The 23,638-nt window shown below is 66.4% G+C and carries 25 protein-coding genes; 10 read left to right on the forward strand and 15 right to left on the reverse strand.

Features of this window, described 5'->3' with window-relative positions; all coding sequences use genetic code 11:
* Position 1 precedes the first annotated feature (1 nt).
* From QHC78_RS04450 to QHC78_RS04480, 7 genes are all read right to left on the reverse strand, one after another.
* The gene (locus QHC78_RS04450; protein ID WP_319742649.1) at positions 2-1,168 is read right to left on the reverse strand and encodes a zinc-ribbon and DUF3426 domain-containing protein; all 1,167 of its coding nucleotides are present in this window, start codon (positions 1,166-1,168) and stop codon (positions 2-4) included.
* Between the two features lie 12 nt (positions 1,169-1,180).
* The gene (gene prmA, locus QHC78_RS04455; RefSeq protein WP_319742650.1) at positions 1,181-2,071 is read right to left on the reverse strand and encodes a 50S ribosomal protein L11 methyltransferase; all 891 of its coding nucleotides are present in this window, start codon (positions 2,069-2,071) and stop codon (positions 1,181-1,183) included.
* A gap of 9 nt (positions 2,072-2,080) precedes the next feature.
* A complete protein-coding gene (gene accC / locus QHC78_RS04460; RefSeq protein ID WP_319742651.1) occupies positions 2,081-3,430 on the reverse strand; it encodes an acetyl-CoA carboxylase biotin carboxylase subunit in 1,350 nt (449 codons plus the stop codon).
* 170 nt (positions 3,431-3,600) lie between these two features.
* Positions 3,601-4,071, reverse strand: coding sequence for an acetyl-CoA carboxylase biotin carboxyl carrier protein (gene accB, locus QHC78_RS04465; RefSeq protein ID WP_319742652.1), 471 nt, complete (start codon positions 4,069-4,071; stop codon positions 3,601-3,603).
* Positions 4,072-4,093: 22 nt separating this feature from the next.
* Entirely contained in the window at positions 4,094-4,528 is a 435-nt protein-coding gene (gene aroQ / locus QHC78_RS04470; RefSeq protein ID WP_319742653.1) for a type II 3-dehydroquinate dehydratase, read from the reverse strand.
* Between the two features lie 129 nt (positions 4,529-4,657).
* Complete coding sequence (locus tag QHC78_RS04475; RefSeq protein WP_319742654.1) at positions 4,658-5,206, reverse strand: TlpA family protein disulfide reductase; 549 nt, start codon at positions 5,204-5,206, stop codon at positions 4,658-4,660.
* The gene (locus QHC78_RS04480; protein WP_319742655.1) at positions 5,203-5,817 is read right to left on the reverse strand and encodes a hypothetical protein; all 615 of its coding nucleotides are present in this window, start codon (positions 5,815-5,817) and stop codon (positions 5,203-5,205) included. Before QHC78_RS04480 ends, QHC78_RS04475 begins: the two co-directional genes overlap by 4 nt.
* Positions 5,818-5,924: 107 nt before the next feature.
* Between QHC78_RS04480 and mpl the strand changes: the two genes are divergently transcribed.
* From mpl to QHC78_RS04495, 3 genes are read left to right on the forward strand one after another with little or no spacing between them, the layout of a single operon-like run.
* A complete protein-coding gene (mpl, locus tag QHC78_RS04485) occupies positions 5,925-7,328 on the forward strand; it encodes a UDP-N-acetylmuramate:L-alanyl-gamma-D-glutamyl-meso-diaminopimelate ligase (RefSeq protein ID WP_319742656.1) in 1,404 nt (467 codons plus the stop codon).
* A complete protein-coding gene (locus QHC78_RS04490; protein ID WP_319742657.1) occupies positions 7,325-7,936 on the forward strand; it encodes a YqiA/YcfP family alpha/beta fold hydrolase in 612 nt (203 codons plus the stop codon). Before mpl ends, QHC78_RS04490 begins: the two co-directional genes overlap by 4 nt.
* 6 nt (positions 7,937-7,942) lie before the next feature.
* On the forward strand, positions 7,943-9,985 hold the full coding sequence (locus tag QHC78_RS04495) for a ribonuclease catalytic domain-containing protein (RefSeq protein ID WP_319742658.1): 2,043 nt from the start codon (positions 7,943-7,945) through the stop codon (positions 9,983-9,985).
* Here the strand turns inward: QHC78_RS04495 and QHC78_RS04500 are convergent.
* Genes QHC78_RS04500 through QHC78_RS04515 form a run of 4 tightly spaced genes read right to left on the reverse strand, consistent with a single transcriptional unit; the run spans position 9,982 to position 13,583 of the window.
* Complete coding sequence (locus QHC78_RS04500) at positions 9,982-10,395, reverse strand: RidA family protein (RefSeq protein ID WP_319742659.1); 414 nt, start codon at positions 10,393-10,395, stop codon at positions 9,982-9,984. The genes QHC78_RS04495 and QHC78_RS04500 overlap by 4 nt on opposite strands.
* A 45-nt stretch (positions 10,396-10,440) precedes the next feature.
* Entirely contained in the window at positions 10,441-11,358 is a 918-nt protein-coding gene (locus tag QHC78_RS04505; protein ID WP_319742660.1) for an alpha/beta hydrolase, read from the reverse strand.
* A gap of 8 nt (positions 11,359-11,366) precedes the next feature.
* The gene (locus QHC78_RS04510; RefSeq protein ID WP_319742661.1) at positions 11,367-12,590 is read right to left on the reverse strand and encodes an FAD-dependent oxidoreductase; all 1,224 of its coding nucleotides are present in this window, start codon (positions 12,588-12,590) and stop codon (positions 11,367-11,369) included.
* 12 nt (positions 12,591-12,602) lie between these two features.
* Positions 12,603-13,583: a Bug family tripartite tricarboxylate transporter substrate binding protein gene (locus tag QHC78_RS04515; RefSeq protein WP_319742662.1), complete on the reverse strand. Its 981-nt coding sequence runs from the start codon at positions 13,581-13,583 to the stop codon at positions 12,603-12,605.
* A gap of 229 nt (positions 13,584-13,812) precedes the next feature.
* Here QHC78_RS04515 and QHC78_RS04520 point away from each other — a divergent pair, with 229 nt between their 5' ends.
* From QHC78_RS04520 to mgtE, 6 genes are all read left to right on the forward strand, one after another.
* Complete coding sequence (locus QHC78_RS04520) at positions 13,813-14,220, forward strand: VOC family protein (RefSeq protein ID WP_319742663.1); 408 nt, start codon at positions 13,813-13,815, stop codon at positions 14,218-14,220.
* A 63-nt stretch (positions 14,221-14,283) separates the two neighbouring features.
* Positions 14,284-15,249 carry an NAD(P)-dependent oxidoreductase gene (locus tag QHC78_RS04525; RefSeq protein ID WP_319742664.1) on the forward strand — a complete coding sequence of 322 codons (966 nt, stop codon included), beginning with the start codon at positions 14,284-14,286 and terminating at the stop codon, positions 15,247-15,249.
* A 119-nt stretch (positions 15,250-15,368) separates the two neighbouring features.
* The gene (locus tag QHC78_RS04530) at positions 15,369-16,256 is read left to right on the forward strand and encodes a TonB family protein (protein WP_319742665.1); all 888 of its coding nucleotides are present in this window, start codon (positions 15,369-15,371) and stop codon (positions 16,254-16,256) included.
* Complete coding sequence (aroE, locus tag QHC78_RS04535; RefSeq protein ID WP_319742666.1) at positions 16,256-17,104, forward strand: shikimate dehydrogenase; 849 nt, start codon at positions 16,256-16,258, stop codon at positions 17,102-17,104. Before QHC78_RS04530 ends, aroE begins: the two co-directional genes overlap by 1 nt.
* A 121-nt stretch (positions 17,105-17,225) precedes the next feature.
* Positions 17,226-17,948 carry a monofunctional biosynthetic peptidoglycan transglycosylase gene (gene mtgA, locus QHC78_RS04540; RefSeq protein ID WP_319742747.1) on the forward strand — a complete coding sequence of 241 codons (723 nt, stop codon included), beginning with the start codon at positions 17,226-17,228 and terminating at the stop codon, positions 17,946-17,948.
* 254 nt (positions 17,949-18,202) lie between these two features.
* Positions 18,203-19,672, forward strand: a complete 1,470-nt coding sequence (gene mgtE / locus QHC78_RS04545) for a magnesium transporter (RefSeq protein ID WP_319742748.1) — start codon at positions 18,203-18,205, stop codon at positions 19,670-19,672.
* A gap of 27 nt (positions 19,673-19,699) precedes the next feature.
* Here the strand turns inward: mgtE and QHC78_RS04550 are convergent, their stop codons facing one another.
* From QHC78_RS04550 to QHC78_RS04565, 4 genes are read right to left on the reverse strand one after another with little or no spacing between them, the layout of a single operon-like run.
* Positions 19,700-20,395 (reverse strand): 4-carboxy-4-hydroxy-2-oxoadipate aldolase/oxaloacetate decarboxylase, encoded by a 696-nt coding sequence (locus QHC78_RS04550; RefSeq protein WP_319742667.1) that lies wholly within the window; start codon positions 20,393-20,395, stop codon positions 19,700-19,702.
* Complete coding sequence (locus QHC78_RS04555; RefSeq protein ID WP_319742668.1) at positions 20,392-21,042, reverse strand: RraA family protein; 651 nt, start codon at positions 21,040-21,042, stop codon at positions 20,392-20,394. Before QHC78_RS04555 ends, QHC78_RS04550 begins: the two co-directional genes overlap by 4 nt.
* A gap of 36 nt (positions 21,043-21,078) precedes the next feature.
* A complete protein-coding gene (locus QHC78_RS04560) occupies positions 21,079-21,747 on the reverse strand; it encodes an RraA family protein (protein ID WP_319742669.1) in 669 nt (222 codons plus the stop codon).
* 39 nt (positions 21,748-21,786) lie between these two features.
* Positions 21,787-22,794 carry a DODA-type extradiol aromatic ring-opening family dioxygenase gene (locus QHC78_RS04565; protein WP_319742670.1) on the reverse strand — a complete coding sequence of 336 codons (1,008 nt, stop codon included), beginning with the start codon at positions 22,792-22,794 and terminating at the stop codon, positions 21,787-21,789.
* A 164-nt stretch (positions 22,795-22,958) separates the two neighbouring features.
* Here QHC78_RS04565 and QHC78_RS04570 point away from each other — a divergent pair, with 164 nt between their 5' ends.
* Positions 22,959-23,621: a glutathione S-transferase family protein gene (locus QHC78_RS04570; protein ID WP_319742671.1), complete on the forward strand. Its 663-nt coding sequence runs from the start codon at positions 22,959-22,961 to the stop codon at positions 23,619-23,621.
* The last annotated feature ends 17 nt before the right edge of the window (positions 23,622-23,638 follow it).

Genomic DNA, 23,638 nt, shown 5'->3' on the forward strand with positions numbered 1-23,638 from the left:
GTCAAGGGTAGAAAATGGCGACGCGGTAGCCGGTGGCATGCGCATCGATGGTTTCGACGGGAATCCGCAGGACGCGCTCCTGGAGCGGCCCCAGGGGCTCGGCAAGATCCTGTGGCGATAAGTAGACAGACGGCTGCAGGATGCGGCGGGCCACCACAGCATCGGAAAGATCCATCAACGCCAGTTCGATCGCTGGCCAGGATTGCGGAAACTCAGCGCGGTTGCGCAGCACCATGCGCAACGCCAGCCTACGCACCGGCAAGATGACTTCCGCCGGCTCGCCGGCCTCTCCTTTGTCGGCCACGGCCGGCGACTGGGGCGACCAGGGCTCGATCGACGAAGATTCGATGACCAGCAGCTCGGGGGCGCGCGGATAGCCCACCGTGCAGTCCAGGCGTTCGCACATCCCTTCGAGCACCGGCCGCAGGGCCGGCACCCGGGTCGCAAGCTCGGCGCGGAAGATCCATACCAGCTGCGCCAGCAACGCCAATAGCGCGACCAGCCCAGCCGCTCCCCACCACCATTGCGCCCGCCGGCGGCGGCGCCGGTCTTCCTCGTCCAGAAAATCCAGCGCCGGGCCGCCGCGTGTGCGGCTTTCAGCAACGAGCGGAGCCGGCGCGGGGGGCGGAAGCGGACGGCCGGACCGGAGGACGGAGGGCAATCCATCGCTGGACGGCTGCCCGGTGGAGCGATCGGCAGGGTTTTCGTGCGGGGCCGTGGCGAGTGTCGGTTGCGCAGGCTCGTCCCCGGCTGGCACCGCACTGGCCGGCACGTCGCGGGCGAGCGCATCGCCGGCGGGCTCCTCCAACGATGCGGTTGCGGAAAGCCGCGCCGGAGGAGCATCGGACGAGGGGGCGTCCTCTTGTTCGTCATCGCCCCCGGTGGAAGGCACGACCAGCCCTTCGCCCCGGCGCCGCACGACATGCGGCTCGGACGGCTGGTGCTGGACGATACCGGGTTCAGTGGGCGGGTGCTGCGCGATACCCGATTCGGTGGGCCGGTCCTGGGCGACACCCGGCTCGGACGGCGGGTCCTGGAGCAGGTTGGCGCCCGCATCGAAGACTTCGTTGCATACGCCGCACCGCACCCAACCGCCGCGCAGCTTGATCTGATCGGGTACGACGCGGAACGCAGTGGCGCAGTGCGGGCAGCGAGTGGCGAGGACCATGGATGGACCCCCTCAGGGACGGCGACCGTGCAGGCATACCCAGCCGTCGAGGGCACGCCAGACGGTCAGGGTCATCCACGGCGCATAGGCCTGCGCCACCTCGTCGGCCTGGCGCTCGAGGACGCCGGACAGCACCAGGTCTCCGCCCGGCTGCACGCGGTCGCACAGCATGGGCGCCAGGACTTTCAATGGGTTGGACAGGATGTTGGCCACCACGACATCGGCCCGCCATCCCTGGCGCAGGTCGGGCAGGCCGGTCAGGACTTCGACGTCGTTGGCCGCGGCGTTGGCCTGGGCCGACTGGACCGCCTGCGGGTCGATATCTATCCCCACCGTCTCGCCCGCGCCCAGCTTGCGGGCGGCGATCGCCAGGATGCCCGATCCGCAGCCATAGTCGAGCACGCTGCACCCGGGCCTCACGTTGCGCGCCAGCCAGGCCAGGCACAAATGCGTGGTGGGATGGCTGCCGGTGCCGAACGCCAACCCCGGGTCGAGGCGGATCGAGATCGTCCCCGGCCGGTCCGGCACTTCGTGCCAGGTGGGCACGATCCAGATACGCCCGTCGACTTCTATCGGTTCGAACTGGGATTGGGTGAGCCGGACCCAGTCGGCATCCGGCACTTCCCGCAATTGCCACGCGGGAACGTCGTCCAGGCCACAGGCGGCGCATGCATCCGCCAGCAACTGGGCCGGGTCCTCGCCATCGGGCAGCAGCGCCACGACGCGATTGCGCGACCAGGCGTGCGTCTCGGGCTCAAGCCCGGGTTCGCCGAACAAAGGCCGCTCGGCCTCGGTGCCGAAATCCGCATCCTCGACCGAGACCGACAGCACGCCGGCTTCCAGCAGCGCATCGGACAGCGGCTCGGCGAGTTGCTCGGGGCAGTCGAACACCAGTTCGCGCATGGCGGGCTCTTAGTCCGGCCGCTGGGCCAGGCGATGCTCCAGGTAGTGGATGTTGGTGCCGCCCTCGATGAAGCGGGCATCCTGGAGCAATTCACGGTGCAGCGGAATGTTGGTCGAAATGCCGTCCACGGCCATTTCCGAAAGCGCAATGCGCATCCGGGCCAGCGCCTGGTCGCGGGTATCCCCGTAGGCGATGACCTTGGCGATCATGGAATCGTAGTTGGGCGGCACGAAATAACCATTGTAGACGTGCGAATCGACCCGGATACCCGGCCCGCCGGGAACATGCCAGTTCGTGATGCGGCCCGGGCTGGGCGTGAACCGGAACGGATCTTCGGCGTTGATGCGGCATTCGATGGCGTGGCCGCGGAACACGATGTCGCGCTGGCGCAGCCGCAGCTTTTCCCCGGCCGCGATGCGGATCTGCTCCTGCACCAGGTCCACCCCGGTGATCGCTTCCGTCACGGGATGCTCGACCTGGATACGGGTGTTCATCTCGATGAAATAGAACTCGCCGTTTTCATAGAGGAACTCGAACGTACCGGCGCCGCGGTAGCCGATCTTGCGGCACGCATCGGCGCACCGATCGCCGATGCGGTCGATCAGCCGGCGCGGGATGTGCGGCGCCGGCGCCTCCTCGATGATCTTCTGGTGGCGGCGCTGCATGGAGCAATCGCGCTCGCCCAGCCAGACGGCGCCGCGCTGGCCGTCGGCCAGCACCTGGATCTCGACGTGGCGGGGATTCTCGAGGAACTTCTCCATGTACACATCGGGATTGTTGAACGCCGCGCCCGCTTCCGATCGCGTCATGGTGACGGCATTGAGCAGCGCGGCCTCGGTATGGACCACGCGCATGCCGCGGCCACCGCCGCCGCCGGCGGCCTTGATGATGACCGGATAGCCGATCTTGCGGGCAATCTGGATGATTTCCTTGGGATCCTCGGGCAGGGCGCCGTCCGAACCCGGCACGACCGGGACACCCGCCGCGATCATCGCCTGCTTGGCGCTGACCTTGTCGCCCATCAGGCGAATCGATTCGGGCTTGGGACCGATGAACACGAAGCCGCTTTTCTCGACGCGTTCGGCGAAATCGGCGTTCTCCGACAAGAAACCGTAGCCGGGGTGAATGGCCTCGGCATCGGTCACCTCGGCCGCCGAAATAATGGCCGGCATGTTCAGGTAGCTCTCGCGCGAAGGCGCCGGGCCGATGCATACCGATTCGTCGGCCAGCTTGACGTACTTCGCCTCGCGGTCGGCCTCGGAATGGACGACCACGCTCTTGATCCCCAGTTCGCGGCAGGCGCGCTGGATACGCAGGGCGATTTCCCCACGATTGGCGATCAGGATCTTTTCAAACATGAACGAATGTCCTGAAAAAGTCGGACGGCTGGCCCGGGCGGCTTTCTTCCGCGGCGATATGGCAGCAGGCGCCTTGCCGGGATCGGCACGCCGGTCCCGGCGCCCGACTGGTAACACGGTGTGAAGCGCATCGATGGACGAAAGTACCGATGCGCATGAGGGCGACCAGGTCAGCCGATCACGAACAGAGGTTGGCCATATTCGACCGGCTGGCCGTTCTCGACCAGGATTTCCTTGATGGTGCCGGCCTTGTCCGCTTCGATTTCGTTGAGCAGCTTCATGGCCTCGATGATGCAGAGCGGATCGCCTTCCTTGACGGTCTGGCCGACGTCCACAAATGCCGGCGCGCCCGGATTGGGCGCGCGATAGAAAGTACCCACCATGGGCGACTTGACGACGTGGCCTTGCAGCACGGCCGGTGCGGGCGCCGCGGCCGGAGCTTCGGCGGCGGGCGCCGGCGCCGCGGGGGCCGGGGCCTGCGGCACGACCTGGTAGGCCTGGACCGCGTGTCCGGCAGCGACCTGGCCACCTTGCGCAAACTTGACGATGCGCACCTTGCCCTCGCCCTCGGTAATCTCGAGCTCCGCAATACCGGACTCGGCGACCAAGTCAATCAAGGTTTTCAGTTTTCTAAGATCCATGGGGCTTCCCCAGTAAATTTCTTTAATGCGACAGCGCGTAACGCACAGCCGCTTCGTAGCCATCGGCGCCCAGCCCGGCGATCACGCCCACGGCCAGGTCGGAAAAATACGAACGGTGCCGGAAGGCTTCCCGCTTGTGTACGTTCGACAGATGCACTTCTATGAATGGCAGCGCCACCGCAGCCAGTGCGTCCCGGATCGCCACGCTGGTATGCGTGAAGGCCGCCGGGTTGATCACGATGAACTCGACGCCTTCGCCGGGGGCCGCCTGGATGCGATCGACCAGCACCCCTTCATGGTTGCTCTGGAACGAATCGAGCACGGCCCCGTGCTGCTGCGCCAGCGCCTGCAGACACGCATCGATGTCGGCCAATGTCGTTGCGCCATAGATACCGGGCTCGCGCGTGCCGAGCAAATTCAGATTGGGGCCGTGCAAAACCAGTATGCGATGGGCCATATTGCCTGCGATGCGATACGGAAGGGCGCGATTTTTACGCAAAACACGCCATATTGTCTATCAATTGTAACGAATTCGGCGCATTCGCCCCGTACCAGCCCGCTCCTTTTGTCCCGGTTGCCCCCGGCCTCATGCCTCGACCAGCGCGCGGCGCAGGGTCTCGGGCTGGATTCTGCCCGAATATTGATGAACAATCGCCCCTTTTTCGTCGATGACCACGGTAAACGGTAGCCCCCCGCTGGCGTTTCCCAGCTCCCGGGCCAGCTCGGTACCGACATTCCCGGCTATCAGCAGAGGATAACCGACCGGGACTTTTTCGACGAATTTACGCATGTTAGCGGCGGAATCGATGCCGATACCCACGAAGTGCACCTGATTCACGAATTCCTGGTGCAGCTGGTCGAGCTCGGGCATTTCTTCGACGCAGGGGGGGCACCACGTCGCCCAGAAATTGACCACCAGCCGGCGGCCCCGCCATTGCTCGAACGCGTAGTTACGGCCATCCAGCCCCTCCAGGCTCTGGGCATAGAACAGATCGACCGCCCGGTCCGACGCGGCTTTGGGCGCCAGCTGCCGCCAGGCCAAACCTCCGCCCAGTGCAGCGGCAGCCACGCCAGCCGCTCCGTAGAAGAGCAGGCGCCGCCGATTCCTACCGCCCGTCTTCTGCGCGGGGGTCATGCCACGCCCCCTTGCAAATCCGGCACGTCGTCCAGCAGGCGGGCGACGGCGCGCGCATCGCCGCGCTCGGCACGTCCATCGGCGCCAGGCTTGAGCGCCCCCCGCAGCGCCAGGCCGTCATAGATGCTCAACATCACGCCCTCCCCCTGCCACAGGAAATAAAGGGCCTCGACCTTCCCGCGGCCGCGGAAGTCGGGCCGCTCGCCCACTTCGTATTTGATGCCATGGTTGATCAGGAAGATCTCGACTTCCTTGGAGGAATCGGCAAAGCATTGCAGCGCGATGTCGGAATGCTCTCCCGCCGTGCCGTTCCAGACCGGCCCGACCAGATAGGGCCGGAAACGATCGAGCAGCCCCATGACCGACAGCGCCACCCGCCGCAGCGTGGCAAGCCGGGCAGGCTGAGTATCGCCCATGAACAAGGCCTGGTACTCGCGGACCTCGGTTTCTATTTCGTCGTTATCGGGCAGCACGTCGCCACGCGGCAGCGTGCCGGACCCCACCAATTGCTTGACCGCCTTGCGCTTGGCCGTGCTGTAGTCCAGCCCGTCTTCGGCGATCATTCTGGCCGCGGCGGCGGCGATTTCCTGGCGCAAAGAAGAAAACGACATGATTGCTCCAAGGGGGTGACCCCGTCATCATACTTCGTGTCCCGCGGCGCCGGCGGCCGGGCGCGCCAGCGGTCTACAATCCATACCCCGACCGTAAGCAGGCAACCATGCATCTACACATCCTCGGCATCTGCGGCACTTTCATGGGCGGACTCGCGTTGCTGGCGCGCGCGGCCGGCCACCGCGTCACCGGCTGCGATGCCGGCGTCTATCCCCCCATGAGCACCCAGCTCATGGAGCAAGGCATAGACCTGATAGAGGGCTACGATGCCAGTCAGACCAGCCTGAAGCCGGATTTGTTCGTGGTGGGCAACGTCGTGACCCGCGGCAACCCCCTGATGGAAGCCATACTGAACGAGGGCCTGCCCTATACCTCGGGGCCTCAATGGCTGGGCGAACACGTGCTGCCCGGCCACCACGTGCTGGCCGTGGCCGGCACGCACGGCAAGACCACCACCACGTCCATGCTGGCATGGATACTCGAGGCCGCCGGACAGCGTCCCTCCTTCCTGGTAGGCGGGGTACCGCACGACTTCGGGGTATCGGCGCGGCTGGAACCGGCGCAACGGGCGAGCCGTCCGGTCTTCGCCATCGAGGCGGACGAATACGACACCGCGTTTTTCGACAAGCGGTCCAAGTTCGTGCACTACCGCCCCCGTACCGCCATCCTCAACAACCTGGAATACGATCACGCCGACATCTTCCCCGATCTGGCAGCAATCGAGACCCAATTTCACCATCTCGTGCGGACAGTGCCTGGCCAAGGCCGGATCGTCGTACCTACGCGCTCGCCCGCGCTGGAACGCGTACTTGAGCGAGGATGCTGGTCGGAAACCGTCACATTCGGTGAAGATGGCACCTGGCAGGCGGGGCCCGAGGATGCCGCCGGCTCGTTCGAAGTCGCCTATCGCGGCACCGTGGTCGGCCGCGTCCAGTGGGCGCTGAGCGGCGAGCACAACCGGATGAATGCCCTGGCCGCCCTGGCCGCGGCCGAACATGTCGGCGTCCCGCCCGCGGAATCCATCGCCGCCCTGAGCCGCTTCGCCGGCGTCAAACGCCGCATGGAACTGCGCGGCACGGTGAACGACATCCGCGTATACGATGACTTCGCGCATCATCCGACCGCCATCGCCACCACGCTGGCAGGCTTGCGCGCACGCGTGCCGGCGGGCCGCATCCTCGCGGTGCTCGAGCCGCGGTCCAACACGATGAAGCTGGGCGCCATGAAGGCCCAACTGCCTGGCTCGCTGGCCGCGGCCGACTTGGTATTCTGCTTTGGCAACAACGAGGGCAAGCACGCGCTGGGCTGGGACCCGGCCAACGCTCTCGCGCCCCTGGGCGATCGGGCCAGCACCTGGTCGGACCTCTCCGCGATGGTGGAAGCGATCGCCGCAGCGGCACGGCCCGGCGACCATATCGTCGTCATGAGCAACGGCGGCTTCGGCGGCGTACACGACAAACTGCTGCAGGCGCTGGACAGCCGGCGCGCCCATACCGGACGGGGCAAATGATCCTTTACCTGCATGGCTTCCGTTCTTCGCCATCGTCCTACAAGGCCAGATTGCTGGCCGAGGCGCTGGCCGAACGCGGCCGGCAACGCGAATGGGCCTGCCCGCAGTTGCCCGCCAGTCCGCGGGCAGCCATGACCCTCGCCGAAGGGCTGGCGCGGGACATGCTGGCGCCCAGCCACGCAGCGGGTCGCGAGCTGACCCTGGTCGGCTCCTCGCTGGGCGGCTACTACGCGACCTGGCTGGCGGAACGCCTGGGGTGCCGCGCGGCATTGCTCAATCCCGTGGTGCACGCGGCGCGCGACCTCGCCACGCAGGTGGGAGAACACTTGTCCTACCATGATGGGCAGCCGTTCACGTTCACGACCGATCACGTCGAGGAACTCAAAGCCTATGCCGTGGCGCGCATCACCCGCCCCGGCCGCTACTATCTATTGGCGGCCACCGGCGACGAAGTGCTGGACTGGCGCGAAATGCGCGACCACTACCCGGGCGCGCGCCAGCACATTATCGAGGGCGGCGACCATGGAATCAGCGATTTCGGCCGCTACCTGCCCGAGGTGCTGGACTTCGCCGACGCCGCGGCAAATGAAGAATCTTCCCCTGGATAACACGCAATGCATGTCCTTTACGAGGATGACGGCGGGTTCAAAGCCGCCACCATCCTGAGCGAAACCGACGCCAGCCTCCAAGTGGAGGCGACCAGCGGCAAGCGCAGCAAGATCAAGAAGTCCGCCGTCATCGTGCGTTTCGAGCAGCCTTCCCCCGAGGCGCTGCTCAAGCAGGCCGAGGAAGCTTCGCAGGAACTGGACCTGGAGTTCCTCTGGGAATGCGCGCCCAAGGACGACTTCGACATCCCGGTACTGGCCGAGGAGTACTACGGCCACCCGCCCACGCCTGTCGAGCAGGCGAGCATGCTGCTGCGGGTACACGGCGCCCCCGTCTATTTCCATCGCCGCGGCAAGGGGAAGTACCGCCCGGCCCCGCCCGATATTCTCGCCGCCGCACTGGCCGCGCTCGAGAAAAAGAAGCGCCAGGCCGAACAGCAGCAAGCCTGGGTGGATGAAATCAAGGCCGGCGCGCTGCCCGAGCCCCTGGCGCGCCAGGCGGAAACGCTGCTGTTCAAGCCCGACAAGAACACCCTGGAGTGGAAGGCGCTGGACGCGGCCTGCACACAATTGCAGATGCGGCCGGAGCGGCTGCTGATGAACCTGGGCGCATTTCCCAGCGCGCTATCCATACACAAGCGGCGTTTCTACGTACAGCATTTCCCCCGCGGCACGGGTTTCGCGCCGGTGGAGGTGCCGCCCGTCGGGCGCGACCTGCCCATGGCGGATGTCGAGGCTTATTCGATCGACGACATCACCACCACCGAGATCGACGACGCCTTGTCGGTCCAGCCCCTGGACGACGGCACGCTGCGCGTCGGCATACACATCGCCGCACCCGGGCTGGCCGTGACCCGCGACAGCGGCTTGGACGCGATCGCGCGCGCGCGCATGTCGACCGTCTACATGCCGGGCGACAAGATCCCTATGCAGCCCGACGAAGTCATCGCCAGCTTTTCGCTGGATGCCGGCAGGCCGGTACCCGCCGTTTCCCTCTACGTCGTGGCCGACCCGGAGACCGGCGAGATCCTCTCGCACGAATCGCGCATAGAGCGCATCGTGGTACGCGAGAACCTGCGCCACAACGTTCTCGACGAGCGCGTGGATGAAGCCTCGCTAGCCGATCCTAATGCCGAGCTTCCCTACGGACACGTGTTCCGGCCGCTGTGGCGGCTGGCCCAGGCCTTGTCCGCCAAGCGGGATGCGGTGCGCGGCAAGCCCGAATCGAACAACCGGATCGACTTCAGCTTCTATGTGGACGGCGACCCCGACCACCCTGAACAGGCCACGGTCCGTATCGAGCAACGCAAGCGCAACGCCCCGCTGGACCGCCTGGTGGCCGAATACATGATCCTGGCCAACAGCGTCTGGGGCGGCCTGCTTGCCTCATGCGGCGTACCGGGCATCTACCGGTCCCAGCAAATGGGGCGCGTGCGGATGGGAACGGCGGCCGCGCCCCACGACTCCATAGGCGTGCCCCAGTACGCGTGGTGCACGTCGCCGCTGCGGCGCTACGTCGACCTGGTCAACCAGGGCCAGTTGATCGCCGCTATCGATCATGGCGTGTCGGCGCGGCTGGTCGCGCCCTTCAAGCCGCGCGAGGCGGACCTGTACGCGATTATCAGCGCCTTCGAGGCCAAGTACGGCGCCTACGCCGATTTCCAGCAGTCCATGGAACGGTTCTGGTGCCTGCGCTGGCTCAAGCAACAAGGCCTGCGCCGGGTCGAGGCCGTGGTCCTGCGCGAAGACCTGGTGCGCCTCAAAGATGCGCCGTTCTACACGCGCGTGGGGACGCTCCCCGCGCTGGAACGTGGACGGCACGTCATGCTCGAGATCATGGGCGACGACGAACTGGACCTGACGCTGGATTGCCGCTTCGTCGACGTGGTCGAGGCGGCCGACCAGGGCGAGGAGATCGAGGACGAACCGCCCGCCGAAGCACAAGTGGAGGTGGCCGAAACCGATGCCGCCGATGGCCCCGACCCGTCGGACCTACCGCTGGACGCCCCCACGGAACCGGATACCGGCAAGGATCAGGAGCCGAAAACCTAAGACGGGCGGCAGGCCACCACCTTCATCTCGACGATCATGTCCGGCCGTGGAAGCTCGCTGACCGCCACGGTCGTACGCGTCGGACCCCCCGCCTCGAAATACTCGCCATATACCGCGTTGTATTTCGGGAAGTCCCGCATATCGGTCAGGAATACCAGCACGTCTATGCAGTCGGCCAAGCCGGCCCCTGCTTCGGCCAGCGTCGCACGGACGTTCTCGATCACGACCCGGGTCTGGACCTCGATGTCGCGGACCACGCTGCCATCCGGCAGCCGCCACGCGCCGGCTATCGAGCCGTCGGCCAGCCGGGCACTGATGCCCGATAGGTAGATAAAGTCGCCGGCCCGCCGGTAGGGCGCATATTTGCCCAGGGGCTGCGGACGGTCAGAAGACAAAGCGCGGTCTGGCATGGCGAACCTCGAAGCGTACGGGAAAGGAAAGGGGAGGGCGCCCGCTCAGCCGATGCCGTGGAAGAAGTCCAGGATCTCGCGCCCCAGCAACTCTTCCCCGCTGTCGAAGTGGGCCACGATGGACGTATGGTTATGGCGGGTCAGCTGCATGAACCGGGGCACATAGCCCCGCGCCTGCGCAAGGCGCCGGCAGAACTCGAGGCCGTATAGATCCAGGTAGGGATTCTCGTATTGCGCGATCGCGACCATGACGGGCAAATCGGACTCGGCCGCATGGGCCATGGGGGAATCGATTTCATAACGCGAGGTATCGCTGCCGAAATAGGCTTCGACGGCCTTGGCGTTCGGATTGCCGGGCAGCACGTCGGCCTGCAGCCGGGCGCTGATGAGCACCGCGCCGCGCACGCCGCGATCCGGCCGAAAGCCGTGCCGGGGATCGAAGCAATAGGTAGCCACGTGCGTGCCGCCCGCCGAATGCCCGATCAGGAAGAGGCGGCGGGGATTACCGCCGAATTCGCCGACATGGCCGGCCAGCCACCGGACCGCCGCGGCCACATCCTCCGCGCCGCCTGGAAACGGCGCTTCGGCCGCCAGCCGGTATTCCATATTGACGGCGACCAGCCCATGCCGGGCGAACCAGTACGAAACATTGTCGTAGATATGGCCGTTGAAACTTTTGGCGCCGCGAATGAACGCGCCGCCATGGACGAACACCACCACATCGGCTTCATGCGCATCGCTGGGTTGAAAAATGTCCAGCACCTGCCTGGGGCTGTCGCCGTACGGCAGGTCCCGAGCGACCGAGATCCCGTCCTTGGGAGCAGCCGCCACCAGCGGCGTATAGGCGCGCACGACCAGATCGCGAAAACCGTTGATGTCGCTGCCCCATACCGGGCCCGCGCGTTCAAGTTCCGCGGCCTGCGCGGGCGGCAGGCTGCCCAGCGTGCGAGTGGCATCGATCATGGACATTCTCACGTGATGGCGTTGGCGGTTTCCAGGCTTTCGAGCAAGGACGCCCGGCGCATGTACTGCCTGGCACCGGCCCGGTCCTCCGCGATCCGGGCCAGCTCGTCGAACTTCTGCTGGCGGCTGCGTTCGTCCTTTTCTTCCAGCATCTTCTTGTTGGCAATAGTCTGGGCCTGGACGTAAGCCACGGCGGCATGGCGCCGCTGGCGGCTGTAGAGATCCAGCAAGGCTTCGTCCGCTCCGTGCTGCAACACCGCCCCCAGCTTGCCGGCGAGGTTGACCGCATCATGGATACCGCCGTTCATGCCCATGCCGCCGATGGGATTGTTGACATGCGCCGCATCGCCCGCCAGCAATACCCTGCCGCGCCGAAACACCTGAGCCACGCGCTGGTTGACGCCATACACGTTGCAATAAGCGACCTCGTAGCGGCCCGCCTTGGGAAAAAACTTCTGCAGCCGCGCCTCGACGCCCGCCTCGCTCAAGGCCTCTTCCTCGGTTTCGTCCACCCGGGTGGGGAAAATGGCCCGCCACAACCCTTCGCCGTCTTCGCCCCGGACCTTGAACAGATTGCACCACTCGTTGGGGTCGGAAAAATAATTGCGGTAGGCGTAGTCGGGGTGCGCCTTCTGAAAATCGAAGGAAGTAGCGATCTTGATGAACCGTTCCTGGTAGGTGAACCCTTCGAACGGAATGCCGGCGGCCTTGCGTACCGTGCTGCGCCCGCCATCGGCTCCGATCAGGTAGGCACCCCGGTAGCGCCGGAGGCCGTCCGGACCGCGCACATCGATTTCCACACGGTCGGCATGCTGGTGGACGGCCGTCACGGCATGGTCATAGCGCACGTCGAAATCCGATTCGTTGGCGTATTGCTGGGCGATGTCGCGCGTCAGCTTGTATTGCTCGTACTGCAATACGAACGGGAAGCGGAATAGGTCGGCCAGCTGACGCAGATCGAACTCGGCCACCAGCCGGCCGCTCACGCGGTCCCGGTACTGATAGGTTTCCGAGACCAGGCCGCGCGGGACGATAGTGCGCGTCACGCCCAGGTCGTCCAGCATGGCCAGCGTAGTGGGATGCAGCGAGGCGGCCCGCTGGTCCTTGACCGGACCGGGCTCCTGTTCGAACACCGTCACGGGAATCCCCTGCCGGTTCAGCGCAAGGGCGCATACCATCCCCACCGGCCCGGCCCCCACGACCAGCACACGCTGCTCGTCTTTCTGCGTCATTGCTTCGACTCCTTACTCCGGCTTGATGCCGGCCATCTCGATCATGGGTTTCCAGACGGCGATGTCGTGTTGGATGCGCTGGGCGAACTGGTCCTTCGCCTCCGGCAGAGGCGTAATGCCCGCGTCCTCGAGCTTCTTGCGGAACGCCGGATCGGCCTGCGCAGCCAGCACCGCGGCGGAAATCTTGTCTACGACGTCCGCCGGCATGCCAGCCGGCCCCAGCAGGCCGTTCCAGGTTTCGACTGCGGGAATGCCCGGCACGAACTCGGCCAGCGTAGGCACGTCCGGCAACTGCTTGACGCGCTCTTTGCTGGACACGCCCAGCAGCCGCACGCGCGTATCCCTTACATAGGGCACCACCTCGGACAAGTTGCCCGAGTACATATCGATCTGCCCGGCCACCACGTCGGCCAACGCCAACGCCGCGCCCTTGTAGGGCACTTCGACCAGGTCGACGCCCGCATGCTTGGCAAACACCAAGCCCGACAGATGCGTCAGCCCGCCTATGCCGGCGTTGCCCATGTTGAGCTTCCCGGGGTTCTGCTTGGCATAGGCGACCAGCTCCTTGATGTCGCGCGCGGGCACGCGGGCGTTGACCGTAATCACGAAGGGATTGCCCCCCACATTGGCGATCGGGACGAAGTCTTTCAACGGGTCATAGCGGATCTTGTTGGTGAAGGGCGCCGTAGAAATCTGGGTCAGCGTGCCTATGAAAAGCGTGTAGCCGTCCGCCGGTGAACGGGCCACGAACTCCGCCGCGATCAGGCCCGCCGCGCCGGCCTTGTTGTCGATCACCACCGGCGACTGCAGGGCCTTGGACAACTGTTCGCCGATCAGGCGCGCCATGAGGTCGGTGTTCCCGCCAGGTGCATAGGGCACCACGATAGTGATGGGCCGCACCGGCCAGGGCGCTGCCGCCTGGGCAGACGTTGTCCCGGCCGCGGCAGCAGCAAGGACGAGGGCCGTGATGAAGGATCTGCGTTGCTTTTCCATGCTGAGCTCCCTATTGGTTTATGTGGCCCGGTCAGCGCTCCCCGGAGGCATTCGTCCACATGAGCACCCATGCAAATTACATGCCAAATTTATTTTATGTATTCATATCTAACTTCAAATAACTAATTTTGTTGATTTAGTATACCAACACTATAAAATCGAACACCAACAGATGGAACCCCGATATCGGGACCACCCCATCCCCTACCGAGCATGATCAGGAGATCCCATGGAGAAACTCAGGCATATCGCCCTGTCGGTCGAAGACCCGGAAGCCGCGGCGCAATTCTTCGAACGCGCATTCGGCATGCAGCGGGCCGGCAAGGCCATGCGCGGCATCTACATGACGGACGGGGTCATGAACGTGGCCTTGCTCAACTTCGCCAACGAAACCGTCCCCGGCTACGCCGGCCTGAAGGACGTCCGCGGAGTGATCCACTTCGGCATGTGGGTCGAGGACCTCGAAGCCGCCGAAAAGCGCATCCTCGAAGCGGGCGGCACATACCTGACGGGCCGCAAGGAAACCGACCCCAATGTTTTCTATGAGGTGAAGTACCGCATGCCCGACGGCACGGTCTTCGACATCACGGAGAACGGCTGGAAGGGCGCCGTCAAGGAAGTCAAACCCGCCGCTTGAACAACGCCGGGGCGCCCGCCCGGACCAGGCGCCGCTGCACCCGCTCTCCAGGAAAACCCGCCCATGACCGCACACGTGTTGTCCGTCATCGCCCTGCCGCCCAGCTTGCGCGAGGGGCTGGCCCGCCATTACCGGCTCCATGGCGGCGCGAACCAGGCGCCGCTCGATCGGGGCGATCCCCTGCTCGGCCAAGTGCAGGCCGTCGTCACCAACGGCTCCACGGGCTTTACCGGCGAGCAGATGGACTTGCTGCCCAGGTTGCGCGTCATATGTTCCATGGGCGCGGGAACAGAAAACATCGATGTCGCGGCGGCACGTGCGCGCGGCATTCCGGTGACCCATGCCCCGGGCGCCAATGCGGCCACCGTGGCCGACCACGCCATCGGCATGGCGCTTGCCCTGGCACGCGGCTATCGCCCGCTGACGGACAGGCTGGCCCAGGGAGCCGCCTGGACTTCACTGCGCGCGCTGCGGCCCAGCCTCGACCAGTCGCGGGTCGGCATCATCGGCATGGGCCGCATCGGCCGGCTGGTCGCGGCGCGCGCGGCGGCCTGCGGGGCCGACATTGCCTACTACACGCCTGGCGCCAAGCCCGACGCGCCGGGGGTGTATTGCGGGGACCCGCTCGAGCTCGCCCGGCGCAGCGATTTCCTTTTCGCCTGCTGCCCGGGAGGACCCCGCACGCGGCACCTGCTGAATCGCGACATGTTCGAGGCGCTGGGCCCTCATGGATTCGTCATCAACGTCGCCCGCGGCTCGGTGCTGAAAACGGACGATCTGCTGCAGGCCTTGCGGCGCGGCACGCTGGGCGGGGCCGGTCTGGACGTGCTGGACGAAGAGCCGGATCCACCGGCCGCGCTGCTGGCCGAACTGGCCGCCATGGAGAACGTCCTGTTGACGCCCCACATCTCCGGCCGCTCGCCGGCTGCCACGCAAGCCCAGCTCGACATCATGCTGGAAAGCCTGGCCGACGGGCTCGCCGGCCGGCCGCCGCGCTTCGCCGTGCCGGGGCCAAACGCGCCGGCCTGACGCTTTACAATCGCGGGGTGTCGCACCGCCCCGCCCCCCCTTCGTCACCAGAATGCCCGCCTGCCGCGGTTGCCGGCATGCGGCCGCCGTCCCGGCGCACCTCGTCCGCGGACCGGTTCATGCGCGTCTGCGCCGTCATCGGCGCCCGCCTGGCGGAAGACTGGACCACCCGGCCCGACCGGCGCTACCTGATGAGCGCCATCATCATCTCGCTGCTGGCCCACGGTATTCTCTTCGCATTGCATTTCACCACCCCCCAGCCGCAGCGGCCGGAACGGGACGAAGGGCTGGAAGTCGTGCTGCTCAATGCCGGCACCCGGCATGCGCCGCCCAAGGCCGAACTGCGAGCCCAGGTCGCCAGCGACGGCGGCGGCAACGCCGAAGCGGGGCACGCCAAGGCGCCCGTGCCGCACGCGGCCGCCGACCGCGATGGCAAGCTGCTGGCCGAACTGCAGCAGCGCCAAGCCGCGCTGGAGGCGGAGCAGCGGCAACTGGCGGCGGCACTGTCGCAGCGGCACGCCAGGCCGCCCACCCCGTCCGGCGCCCTCAGTGCGCCCGCCACCGAGCGCCGGGCCGCCGAAACCAAGGCCGAGCAACTGGCGCGCCAGTTCGCCGAGATCTCGCAACGTATCGACGACTACAACAAGCGGCCGCGGCGGCATTTCTTTTCGCCCTCGACTTCGGAGTACCGCTTCGCCGTCTACGTGGAGCAATGGCGCCGCCGCATCGAGACGCTGGGCACGCAGAACTACCCCGCTGCCGCCCGCGGCAAGGTCTACGGATCCTTGCGCATGACCGTCTACATCCGCAGCGACGGCACGGTCGAAGGCATAGACATCGACAAGCCTTCGGAACATAAAATACTCAACGACGCGGCCCGGCGCATCGTGGCGCTGGCCACGCCGTTCGCTCCGTTTCCGCCCCAGATCGCGCGCGATACCGATGTGCTGGCCATCACGCGCACCTGGTACTTCACCAACGACAAGCTCATTGCGAAGCCTGGCTGATGCCTCTTGCCGCCCCTACCCGCTACGCCGTGATCGGCAATCCCGTCGCCCATAGCAAGTCGCCGTGGATCCACGCCCGCTTCGCCGAGCAGACCGGCCAACAACTCGCGTACGGCACGATCTGCGCCCCGGTGGACGAATTCGCCAGTCAGGTCCGCGATTTCTTCGCCGCGGGCGGCGGCGGCCTGAACGTGACCGTACCGTTCAAGCTCCAGGCCTTCGACCTCGCGCAGGACCACGCCAGCGCCCGCGCGCGCGCGGCCGGCGCGGTCAATACGCTATGGATGTCAAACGGCCAGCTGCACGGCTGCAATACCGACGGTGTCGGCCTGGTCAACGACCTGCGGCGCCTGGGCGCCCGGCTGGCGGGCGCCCGTGTGCTGCTGGCCGGCGCCGGCGGCGCCGCCCGCGGCATCGTGCTGCCGCTGATCGAGGCAGGCTGCGCCAGCATAGACATCGCCAACCGCACACCGGCCCGAGCGGTGGAATTGGCCGCGTCGTTTGCCGGCGCCGGGCACGGCGCCGCGCTGCGCGGCACGAGCTACGCCGACCTGCCGGCAGGCACGCAATGGGACCTGGTCATCAACGCCACCGCCAGCAGCCTGAGCGACGAGGCGCCGCCCCTGCCCGCCCGCGCGTATGCGGCTGGCGGCCTCGCCTACGACCTGATGTATGCCGCCCGGCCGACGGCTTTCATGCGGCAGGCCGCGGCCGATGGTGCCGCCGGGACGGCCGACGGGCTCGGCATGCTGGTCGAACAGGCCGCCGAGAGCTTCTTCATCTGGCGCGGCGTGCGGCCGGATCCGGCGCCGGTCCTGGCCGACTTGCGGAAACAGCTGTCGGCATGAGCCCGGCCCTCATGAATAGGCTTGCGCAGGCACCCGGCGGGGCGCGATCCGCGTCGCGGGAGGACTGATGGCCGGCCGCCGACCCGTCCGCCGCAAATCGTTCGCCGCGCGCGTCAGCGGCATGGGCCTGCGGCTGGTGGCCGCGGCCGTCGCGCTGGTGCTGCTCTATCAAGTCTGGCTGTTCGGCTGGGTGGTCTGGTATGCCTATGTTCCGCCCGCTTCCACCGCCATCATGCGCGCCGAACTCTCGCGCCTGCAGGCGCAAGACCCGCACCGGCGGCTGAACTACCAGTGGGTGGACTATCGCCGCATCAGCAACCACCTCAAGCGCGCGGCGGTAGCCGCCGAGGACGCCAATTTTCTCGAGCATGGCGGCATCGACTGGGACGCCGTGGAACGGGCCTACGCGCACAACCGGCAGTTGGCCGAAGCCACCGAGCGCGCGCTCGCCCGCGGCCGCAAGCCGCCATCGCGGCCGATGCGCGGCGGATCGACCATCACTCAGCAGGTAGCCAAGAACCTGTTCCTCTCCAACTCGCGCAACTATCTGCGCAAGGGCCAGGAAGTAGTCATTACCTACATGATCGAAATGGTCATGAGCAAACAGCGGATCCTGGAGCTTTACCTGAACATCGCGGAGTGGGGCGAAGGAGTGTTCGGCGCCGAAGCCGCGGCACGCCATTACTTCAAGACCTCGGCGGCCAGCCTGTCGGCCTACCAGGCCGCCCGGCTGGCTTCCATGCTGCCGCGCCCGCGCTACTACGACAAGCACCGCGGCTCGGCCTACCTCGCTTCGCGCACCGACCGCCTGTTGCGATGGATGCCCGGCGCCGCCATTCCGTGACGCTTTTGCAACCAAAGCCGTCATCCTCCCGGCATGCGCTGACGGATGACTTCCCGGACGCGTACAATTGCGGCGTCGTCAACTCCGCAGTACCCGAGTACTGCTTTTCCGGTATGGCCTCACAGCCACGACCTAGACCCTTACTACCAGCCGGCTCTTTGTCCCCCGGTTTCCGTTCGAGCCCTTTCTGAACCCGCCTGCGTAGGCGTCAGATCCCGAGGCCCGTGCGGGGCCGTTTTGTGTTTTCCCGCGCGATGGTCGAACAAGCAACACAATCCAAATCCCTCGAGCGTAACCGGCTCGAAACCGAAGACGCCCAGGAAGCCCTGGAGCACGTCCAGGAACTGCTGCGGCGCCAGCACCTGGTCGAAGAACTCGTGCACCGGCAAGAGATAGGCGACACGCGTGCGCCGCTGGTCGAAGCCCTGGTCCATCGCCAGCACGAAGCGGAACTGGGCGCGCTGCTCGATGACCTGCATCCCGCCGACGTCGCCTTCATTCTCGAATCGCTGCCCAAGGAAGACCGGCAAGCGGTCTGGCAACTGGTCCGCCCCGAGCGCGTGGGCGAAATCCTGCTGGAAGTGGCCGACTGGGTGCGCGAATCCCTCATCGCCACCATGGACCAGCAAGAGCTGGTGGCGGCGGCCGAGAACCTGGAAGCCGACGAGCTGGCGGACCTCGCCCCCGACCTGCCGCCGGAGGTGGTGGCCGAGGTCCAGAAGGGCCTGACCGACGAAGAGCGCGCCCGGCTGACCGAAGTCATGAGCTACCCCGAGGACTCGGTGGGTGCCATCATGGACTTCGAAATGGTCCGCGTGCGCAATGACGTGACCTTGGAAGTGGTGCTGCGCTACCTGCGGCGTCTCCAGGAGCTGCCGGACCACACCGACCAGATCTTCGTCGTCGACCGCCTCGACAAGCTCATGGGCAGCCTGCCCATCAACCGGCTCATCGTCAGCGATCCCGACACCCAGGTCGCCGACGTCATGGATACCGAGATCCTGACCCTGGCGCCGCTGGACGAGGCCGACGAAGCCGCAGCCGCGTTCGAGCGCTATGACCTGGTTTCGGCCCCGGTGGTGGACGCGGTCGGCCGCCTCATCGGGCGGGTAACGGTGAACGAGGTCGTGGACGTGATCCGCGAGGCTTCGGACGAACAAGTGCTGTCCAAGGCCGGCCTGCAGGAAGAAGACATCTTCGCCCCGGTCTCCCAGGCCATCCGCAACCGCGCCCCGTGGCTGCTGGTGAACCTGTGCACCGCCTCCATCGCGGCCTTCGTCGCGTCCCGCTTCGAGGATACGGTCGGCCACATCGTCATCCTGGCCTTCCTGATGTCCATCGTCGCCGGCATAGGCGGCAACTCGGGCAACCAGACCATGACGCTGATCATCCGCGCCCTGGCCGTCGGCCGCATCAACGCGGCCAACGTCGGCAAGCTGGTACGCCGCGAACTGCAGATCGCCTTCCTCGTCGGGCTGGGAGGCGGCGCGGTGGCTGCACTGTTCGCCTGGGCGATTTCCGGCCGCTACTCGCTGGGCCTGGTCATGATGGCCGCAATGATCCTGAACCTGCTGGTCGGTGCCAGCATAGGCATGCTGGTGCCGCTTACCCGCAGCCGCTTCGGCAAGGACCCGGCCATAGGCTCGTCGGTGCTGCTGACGTTCGCCACCGACACGATGGGATTCTTCATCTTCCTCGGCCTGGCAACGCTCTTCTTGCTGTAGGCCGCCCCGCGCGGTTCGCCCGCTGCGTCAGCGCGCCGGCGACGGCCTGTCCTGCCAGCCGTAGATGTCGAGCGAGGTCTCGCCCGCGATCAGCCGCTCGATGATGCGGGCCTCGTCGGCCTCGCGCTGGCGCGCCATGGCCAGCACCTCGTCGGCCCGGGCACGGGGAATGGCCACCACCCCGTCGGTATCGCCGACGATAAGATCACCCGGTTGCACGATCGCGTCGCCGAACAGGGTGGGCGCATTGATCCAGCCGCGCGCGTCGAAATCCTTGCCTGTCCCCCGTATGCACAGCCCCCGGGCGAATACGGGAAACCCGACTTGCTCTAGGATAGCGCCGTCCCGCACGCAGCCATCGATCACCAGCCCGGCCAGCCCGCGTGCCTTGGCCGCCTGCGACATCACCTCGCCCCAATAGCCGGCCTCGTAGTGGCCGCCTACGTGTACCACCAGCACATCGCCCGGCCGGGCCGCCACGATGGCGCGGTGGAGCCAGAGATTGTCCGCCGGCGGCGACTGCACGGTCACAGCCGGCCCGCATACCTTGAAAGAAGGATGTACCGGCTTGATGGCCGAAGGCAGGGCGCCGATCTTGCCGGCCGCTTCGTGCAGGGTCGAACTGGGCAGCCGTGCCGCCTGTTCCACCTGTGCAGGCGTCGGCCGCTCGATATCCGCCACCACCGTAGGCAGCGCCATGAAAGGGAAGCGATCGCGGTTCATTTCTTCCTCGTCTGCAAGGTGTGGTAACCGAAATTGCGGCGCGCCTCGTCCAGGCGCATGCCGCCCCGGGCAGCCTCCCGGATGCGATCCTCCACCATGGCGATCTCCTCCGCCGCGTCGAGCACGGCGTCCTCATGGGTGCGCGGGACCACGATCAGGCCATCGGCGTCGCCCCGCAGCAAGTCGCCGGGCGCAACACGGGCATTGCCGATGTTGACCGGTACATTGCTCGCTTCCACCTGCACCCGGTCCTTGCCCGTACGCATCCAGTGCCCACGGCTAAATACCGGATAGCCCAGCTGCATGCACAAGGACACATCGCGGCAGATACCGTCGATGACCGTGCCACCCAGGCCGCGGCGATGGGCGATCTCGGTCAGGATATCGCCCCACACCGTGCAATCCTCCCGGCCGCCGTTGTCCAGCACGATGACCTGCCCTTCCGGCACGTCGTCGATGAAATCCCCCACCGTACCGGGTGGATTGGACGCGGGGCCATAGAGAATCGTGAAGGCCCGGCCCGCCAGCCTGAAATCCGGTGTGCGGGGCTTGATGCCATGACATTGGCCCGCTATGCCCAGCCTATCCAGTGCATCGCTAAGGGTTGCCGTATCCAGCCTGGCGGCTCGTTCCACATTCTTGTCCATGTCGTCTCCGTTGCTGCGGCCTGGCGGCCACGGCGCTCAACGCGCCAGCATGTTTTCGTAATTGGCGCCCATCACTTCGGTAATCGGCCGGCCGGCCAGCAGCGCGCGCGCCATCGCAGCCTCGCGGGCAGCAATTTCCTCGGCCACGCGCAACACCTCCTGGGCTTGCGCGGCCGCGATGAACACCACGCCACTGCTGTCTGCGACCGCGTAGTCCCCGGGGTGCACCGTGATATCGCCGATACGCACCGGGACGTTGGTACCGCCCTCCGCCACCCGGCCGCGTGCGGTAAACGCCGTAGTGCTCCGGGCATAGATGGGAAAGTCGTATTCGTGAGCTTCGTCGGCGTCCCGTACGGGTCCGTCCGCAATGACACCAGCCAGGCCGCGCACCTTGGCACCCAACGACAGGATGCCTCCCCACGAGCCCGCGTCTATGCCTGTACGCTGCTCGACCACCACGATATCTCCCGGCTGGGCCGACTCGATGGCGGTCGTGCCCAGGTGCCGCGGCGCCCCGTCCAGCCGCGGTGCCTGTTGCGCTTCGACCAGCTTGAGCGTCACCACCCGCCCCGCTATGCGGCGGCTCGCCGACCGCCGCGGCAAGCCCGTCACGGTGCCCTTCAAACCCAGCTTGTCCAGCGCATCCGAAAACGCGCAACTGTCGATCTGCCGCATGCGGCGCACGATGTCCTGGCTATTCATGATGTCCCCTTCCCCGATGCCCTTGCTTTACCGATATGCCTATTGCCACGACGCAAACGCCATGCCGCTGCCGGTGCCTGCCTCCGTGCGATAGCAAGGCACGTAATCGATCAACTCCATTCGCCGCCCCAGATCGTTCATGAGCGCCACTAGCGGATACCAGCTCTTGATCTCGCAGGTGTTGCCTTCGAAATACGACTCCGGCACCGCAGCCAGCGCCGCCTCGTCACCGTCACCCATGGCATCGAGGATGCGCCGGTCCAGTTCCTCGTCCACCACGAAATGCGTAAAGCCGCCCGAAGCGATCACCGCCACGCGCAAATCCGCGGGCAAGGCGTCGATGGCCTTTGTCAGCGCATGGCCCACCTGCAGGCAGCGGCGCGTCAGCGGACGATTGGGCGGCACCCCGACATTGGTGAACAGCGGCACCGAGGGCGGCGGTGCATCTTCCATGATGCGGCGGTAAATGAAACCGAACGCGTGCGGAATGCCATGCTGGCGGTCCGCGCCGCCGGGGAGGCGGTAGGAAACCGCTACGTCGAACCCTCCCCCTACCAACGCGGACACCAGGCTTTCGGCCGTATCGCGGGCGCCAGGATAGACCGCCCCCCCGGGCGGGCAATGCCCTTCCTCGGCGATCGCCACCCCGGGCGGCAGGCGCCGGACCTGTTCCTCGGACAATGGGATGTTGGGAATCTGTTCGCCCGCGTACACGGTAAACGCGGCAGTCAGGTCTTCCCGGAAAACCTCGCGCTGATCATTGCCGAGGATGATGGCCACGTCCGCCCGCGCTTCGCGGAAGCGGCGCGCCATTTCGTCCAAGGCTCGCTGGCACGCCGCGTAGCGGCGCTCGCGCTGCGCCAGGCTCGCTTCCTGCTGGAAGCCCGGCGCGCGTTCAGCCAGCAACGAGGCGTAGTCCATCTGGCGCCCGCGGTACCAGTGGCGCGGATTCTGCCGGTCCGCCCCCGCGCGCAAGTCCCACATCTCGGGCGGCGTGGCCAACAACGGGCCATGCGAACACGCCAGTGCACAAACGATCTCTGCCATAACCGGTTCCCCTTCGGTTGCCCGTGCCGCGGCACGTGGCGGCCGCATTGCCTTTCGGCTTCTTATTACGCATACTGTATGAGTTTACGGCACCCTGCGCAAGACAGGCCTGATCCGTCCTCCCCCCATCTGCTACAGCCAGCCGCTTCCACACAGGAGACATCATGAAACTCATTGGCTTGCCCCCCTCGCCCTACACCGCCCGCGTCCTGCTCTTCGCCCGCATCAAGGGGATAGACCTTCCCCGGGAATCTCCCCCCGGCGGGCTGCGCTCGCCGGAATTCAAGGCACTCAACCCTATTGGCAAGGTGCCCGTCCTGCAAACCGACGACGGCCAAGTGCTGCCCGAGTCCAGCGTCATTTGCGACTACCTCGAGGACCTTGGCGCGGGGCGCACAGGATTACCCGGCGGACCGCTCGACAAGGCCCGTGCCCGCTTGATCGCCCGCGTCTACGACTTGTATGCCGCGCCGCACAGCACGGTACTGATGCGCCAGGTTGGCGAGGCGGATGCGGACCTGAACGCGCGCTCCTCAGCGCTGGCGGGGCTTGCCGCGGGCTTGGCCCATGTCGAAAGACTGCTGGCGGCTTCGCCTTACGCCGCCGGCGATCTCCCTTCGCTGGCGGACTGTGCGCTGCTGCCCCCGGTCGTGCAGCTGAAACGCGTTGCGGTCCCGATGTTCGGCCTGCAAGATCCGACGGCCGGCACAGGCAAGTTCGCGCAATGGTGGCGCGCCATGGAGGCAGATGCCCTGTTTTCCGCCTTCGCAGCCGAATACGACCAGGCCGTGCAAAGCCTGGTCGAGAAAAGGTTGGCCGGGACATAGCGCTTGCGTCACGCGCC

Source organism: Pigmentiphaga sp. (assembly GCF_033795525.1).
In the GTDB taxonomy this organism is placed as follows: Bacteria; Pseudomonadota; Gammaproteobacteria; order Burkholderiales; family Burkholderiaceae_B; genus Pigmentiphaga.

Coding starts and splice junctions, on each gene's coding strand:
- QHC78_RS04450 (WP_319742649.1), bottom strand. CDS start 1,168: ATGGTCCTCGCCACTCGCTGCCCGCACTGCGCCACTGCGTTCCGCGTC.
- prmA (WP_319742650.1), bottom strand. CDS start 2,071: ATGCGCGAACTGGTGTTCGACTGCCCCGAGCAACTCGCCGAGCCGCTG.
- accC (WP_319742651.1), bottom strand. CDS start 3,430: ATGTTTGAAAAGATCCTGATCGCCAATCGTGGGGAAATCGCCCTGCGT.
- accB (WP_319742652.1), bottom strand. CDS start 4,071: ATGGATCTTAGAAAACTGAAAACCTTGATTGACTTGGTCGCCGAGTCC.
- aroQ (WP_319742653.1), bottom strand. CDS start 4,528: ATGGCCCATCGCATACTGGTTTTGCACGGCCCCAATCTGAATTTGCTC.
- QHC78_RS04475 (WP_319742654.1), bottom strand. CDS start 5,206: ATGACCCCCGCGCAGAAGACGGGCGGTAGGAATCGGCGGCGCCTGCTC.
- QHC78_RS04480 (WP_319742655.1), bottom strand. CDS start 5,817: ATGTCGTTTTCTTCTTTGCGCCAGGAAATCGCCGCCGCCGCGGCCAGA.
- mpl (WP_319742656.1), top strand. CDS start 5,925: ATGCATCTACACATCCTCGGCATCTGCGGCACTTTCATGGGCGGACTC.
- QHC78_RS04490 (WP_319742657.1), top strand. CDS start 7,325: ATGATCCTTTACCTGCATGGCTTCCGTTCTTCGCCATCGTCCTACAAG.
- QHC78_RS04495 (WP_319742658.1), top strand. CDS start 7,943: ATGCATGTCCTTTACGAGGATGACGGCGGGTTCAAAGCCGCCACCATC.
- QHC78_RS04500 (WP_319742659.1), bottom strand. CDS start 10,395: ATGCCAGACCGCGCTTTGTCTTCTGACCGTCCGCAGCCCCTGGGCAAA.
- QHC78_RS04505 (WP_319742660.1), bottom strand. CDS start 11,358: ATGATCGATGCCACTCGCACGCTGGGCAGCCTGCCGCCCGCGCAGGCC.
- QHC78_RS04510 (WP_319742661.1), bottom strand. CDS start 12,590: ATGACGCAGAAAGACGAGCAGCGTGTGCTGGTCGTGGGGGCCGGGCCG.
- QHC78_RS04515 (WP_319742662.1), bottom strand. CDS start 13,583: ATGGAAAAGCAACGCAGATCCTTCATCACGGCCCTCGTCCTTGCTGCT.
- QHC78_RS04520 (WP_319742663.1), top strand. CDS start 13,813: ATGGAGAAACTCAGGCATATCGCCCTGTCGGTCGAAGACCCGGAAGCC.
- QHC78_RS04525 (WP_319742664.1), top strand. CDS start 14,284: ATGACCGCACACGTGTTGTCCGTCATCGCCCTGCCGCCCAGCTTGCGC.
- QHC78_RS04530 (WP_319742665.1), top strand. CDS start 15,369: ATGCGCGTCTGCGCCGTCATCGGCGCCCGCCTGGCGGAAGACTGGACC.
- aroE (WP_319742666.1), top strand. CDS start 16,256: ATGCCTCTTGCCGCCCCTACCCGCTACGCCGTGATCGGCAATCCCGTC.
- mtgA (WP_319742747.1), top strand. CDS start 17,226: ATGGGCCTGCGGCTGGTGGCCGCGGCCGTCGCGCTGGTGCTGCTCTAT.
- mgtE (WP_319742748.1), top strand. CDS start 18,203: ATGGTCGAACAAGCAACACAATCCAAATCCCTCGAGCGTAACCGGCTC.
- QHC78_RS04550 (WP_319742667.1), bottom strand. CDS start 20,395: ATGAACCGCGATCGCTTCCCTTTCATGGCGCTGCCTACGGTGGTGGCG.
- QHC78_RS04555 (WP_319742668.1), bottom strand. CDS start 21,042: ATGGACAAGAATGTGGAACGAGCCGCCAGGCTGGATACGGCAACCCTT.
- QHC78_RS04560 (WP_319742669.1), bottom strand. CDS start 21,747: ATGAATAGCCAGGACATCGTGCGCCGCATGCGGCAGATCGACAGTTGC.
- QHC78_RS04565 (WP_319742670.1), bottom strand. CDS start 22,794: ATGGCAGAGATCGTTTGTGCACTGGCGTGTTCGCATGGCCCGTTGTTG.
- QHC78_RS04570 (WP_319742671.1), top strand. CDS start 22,959: ATGAAACTCATTGGCTTGCCCCCCTCGCCCTACACCGCCCGCGTCCTG.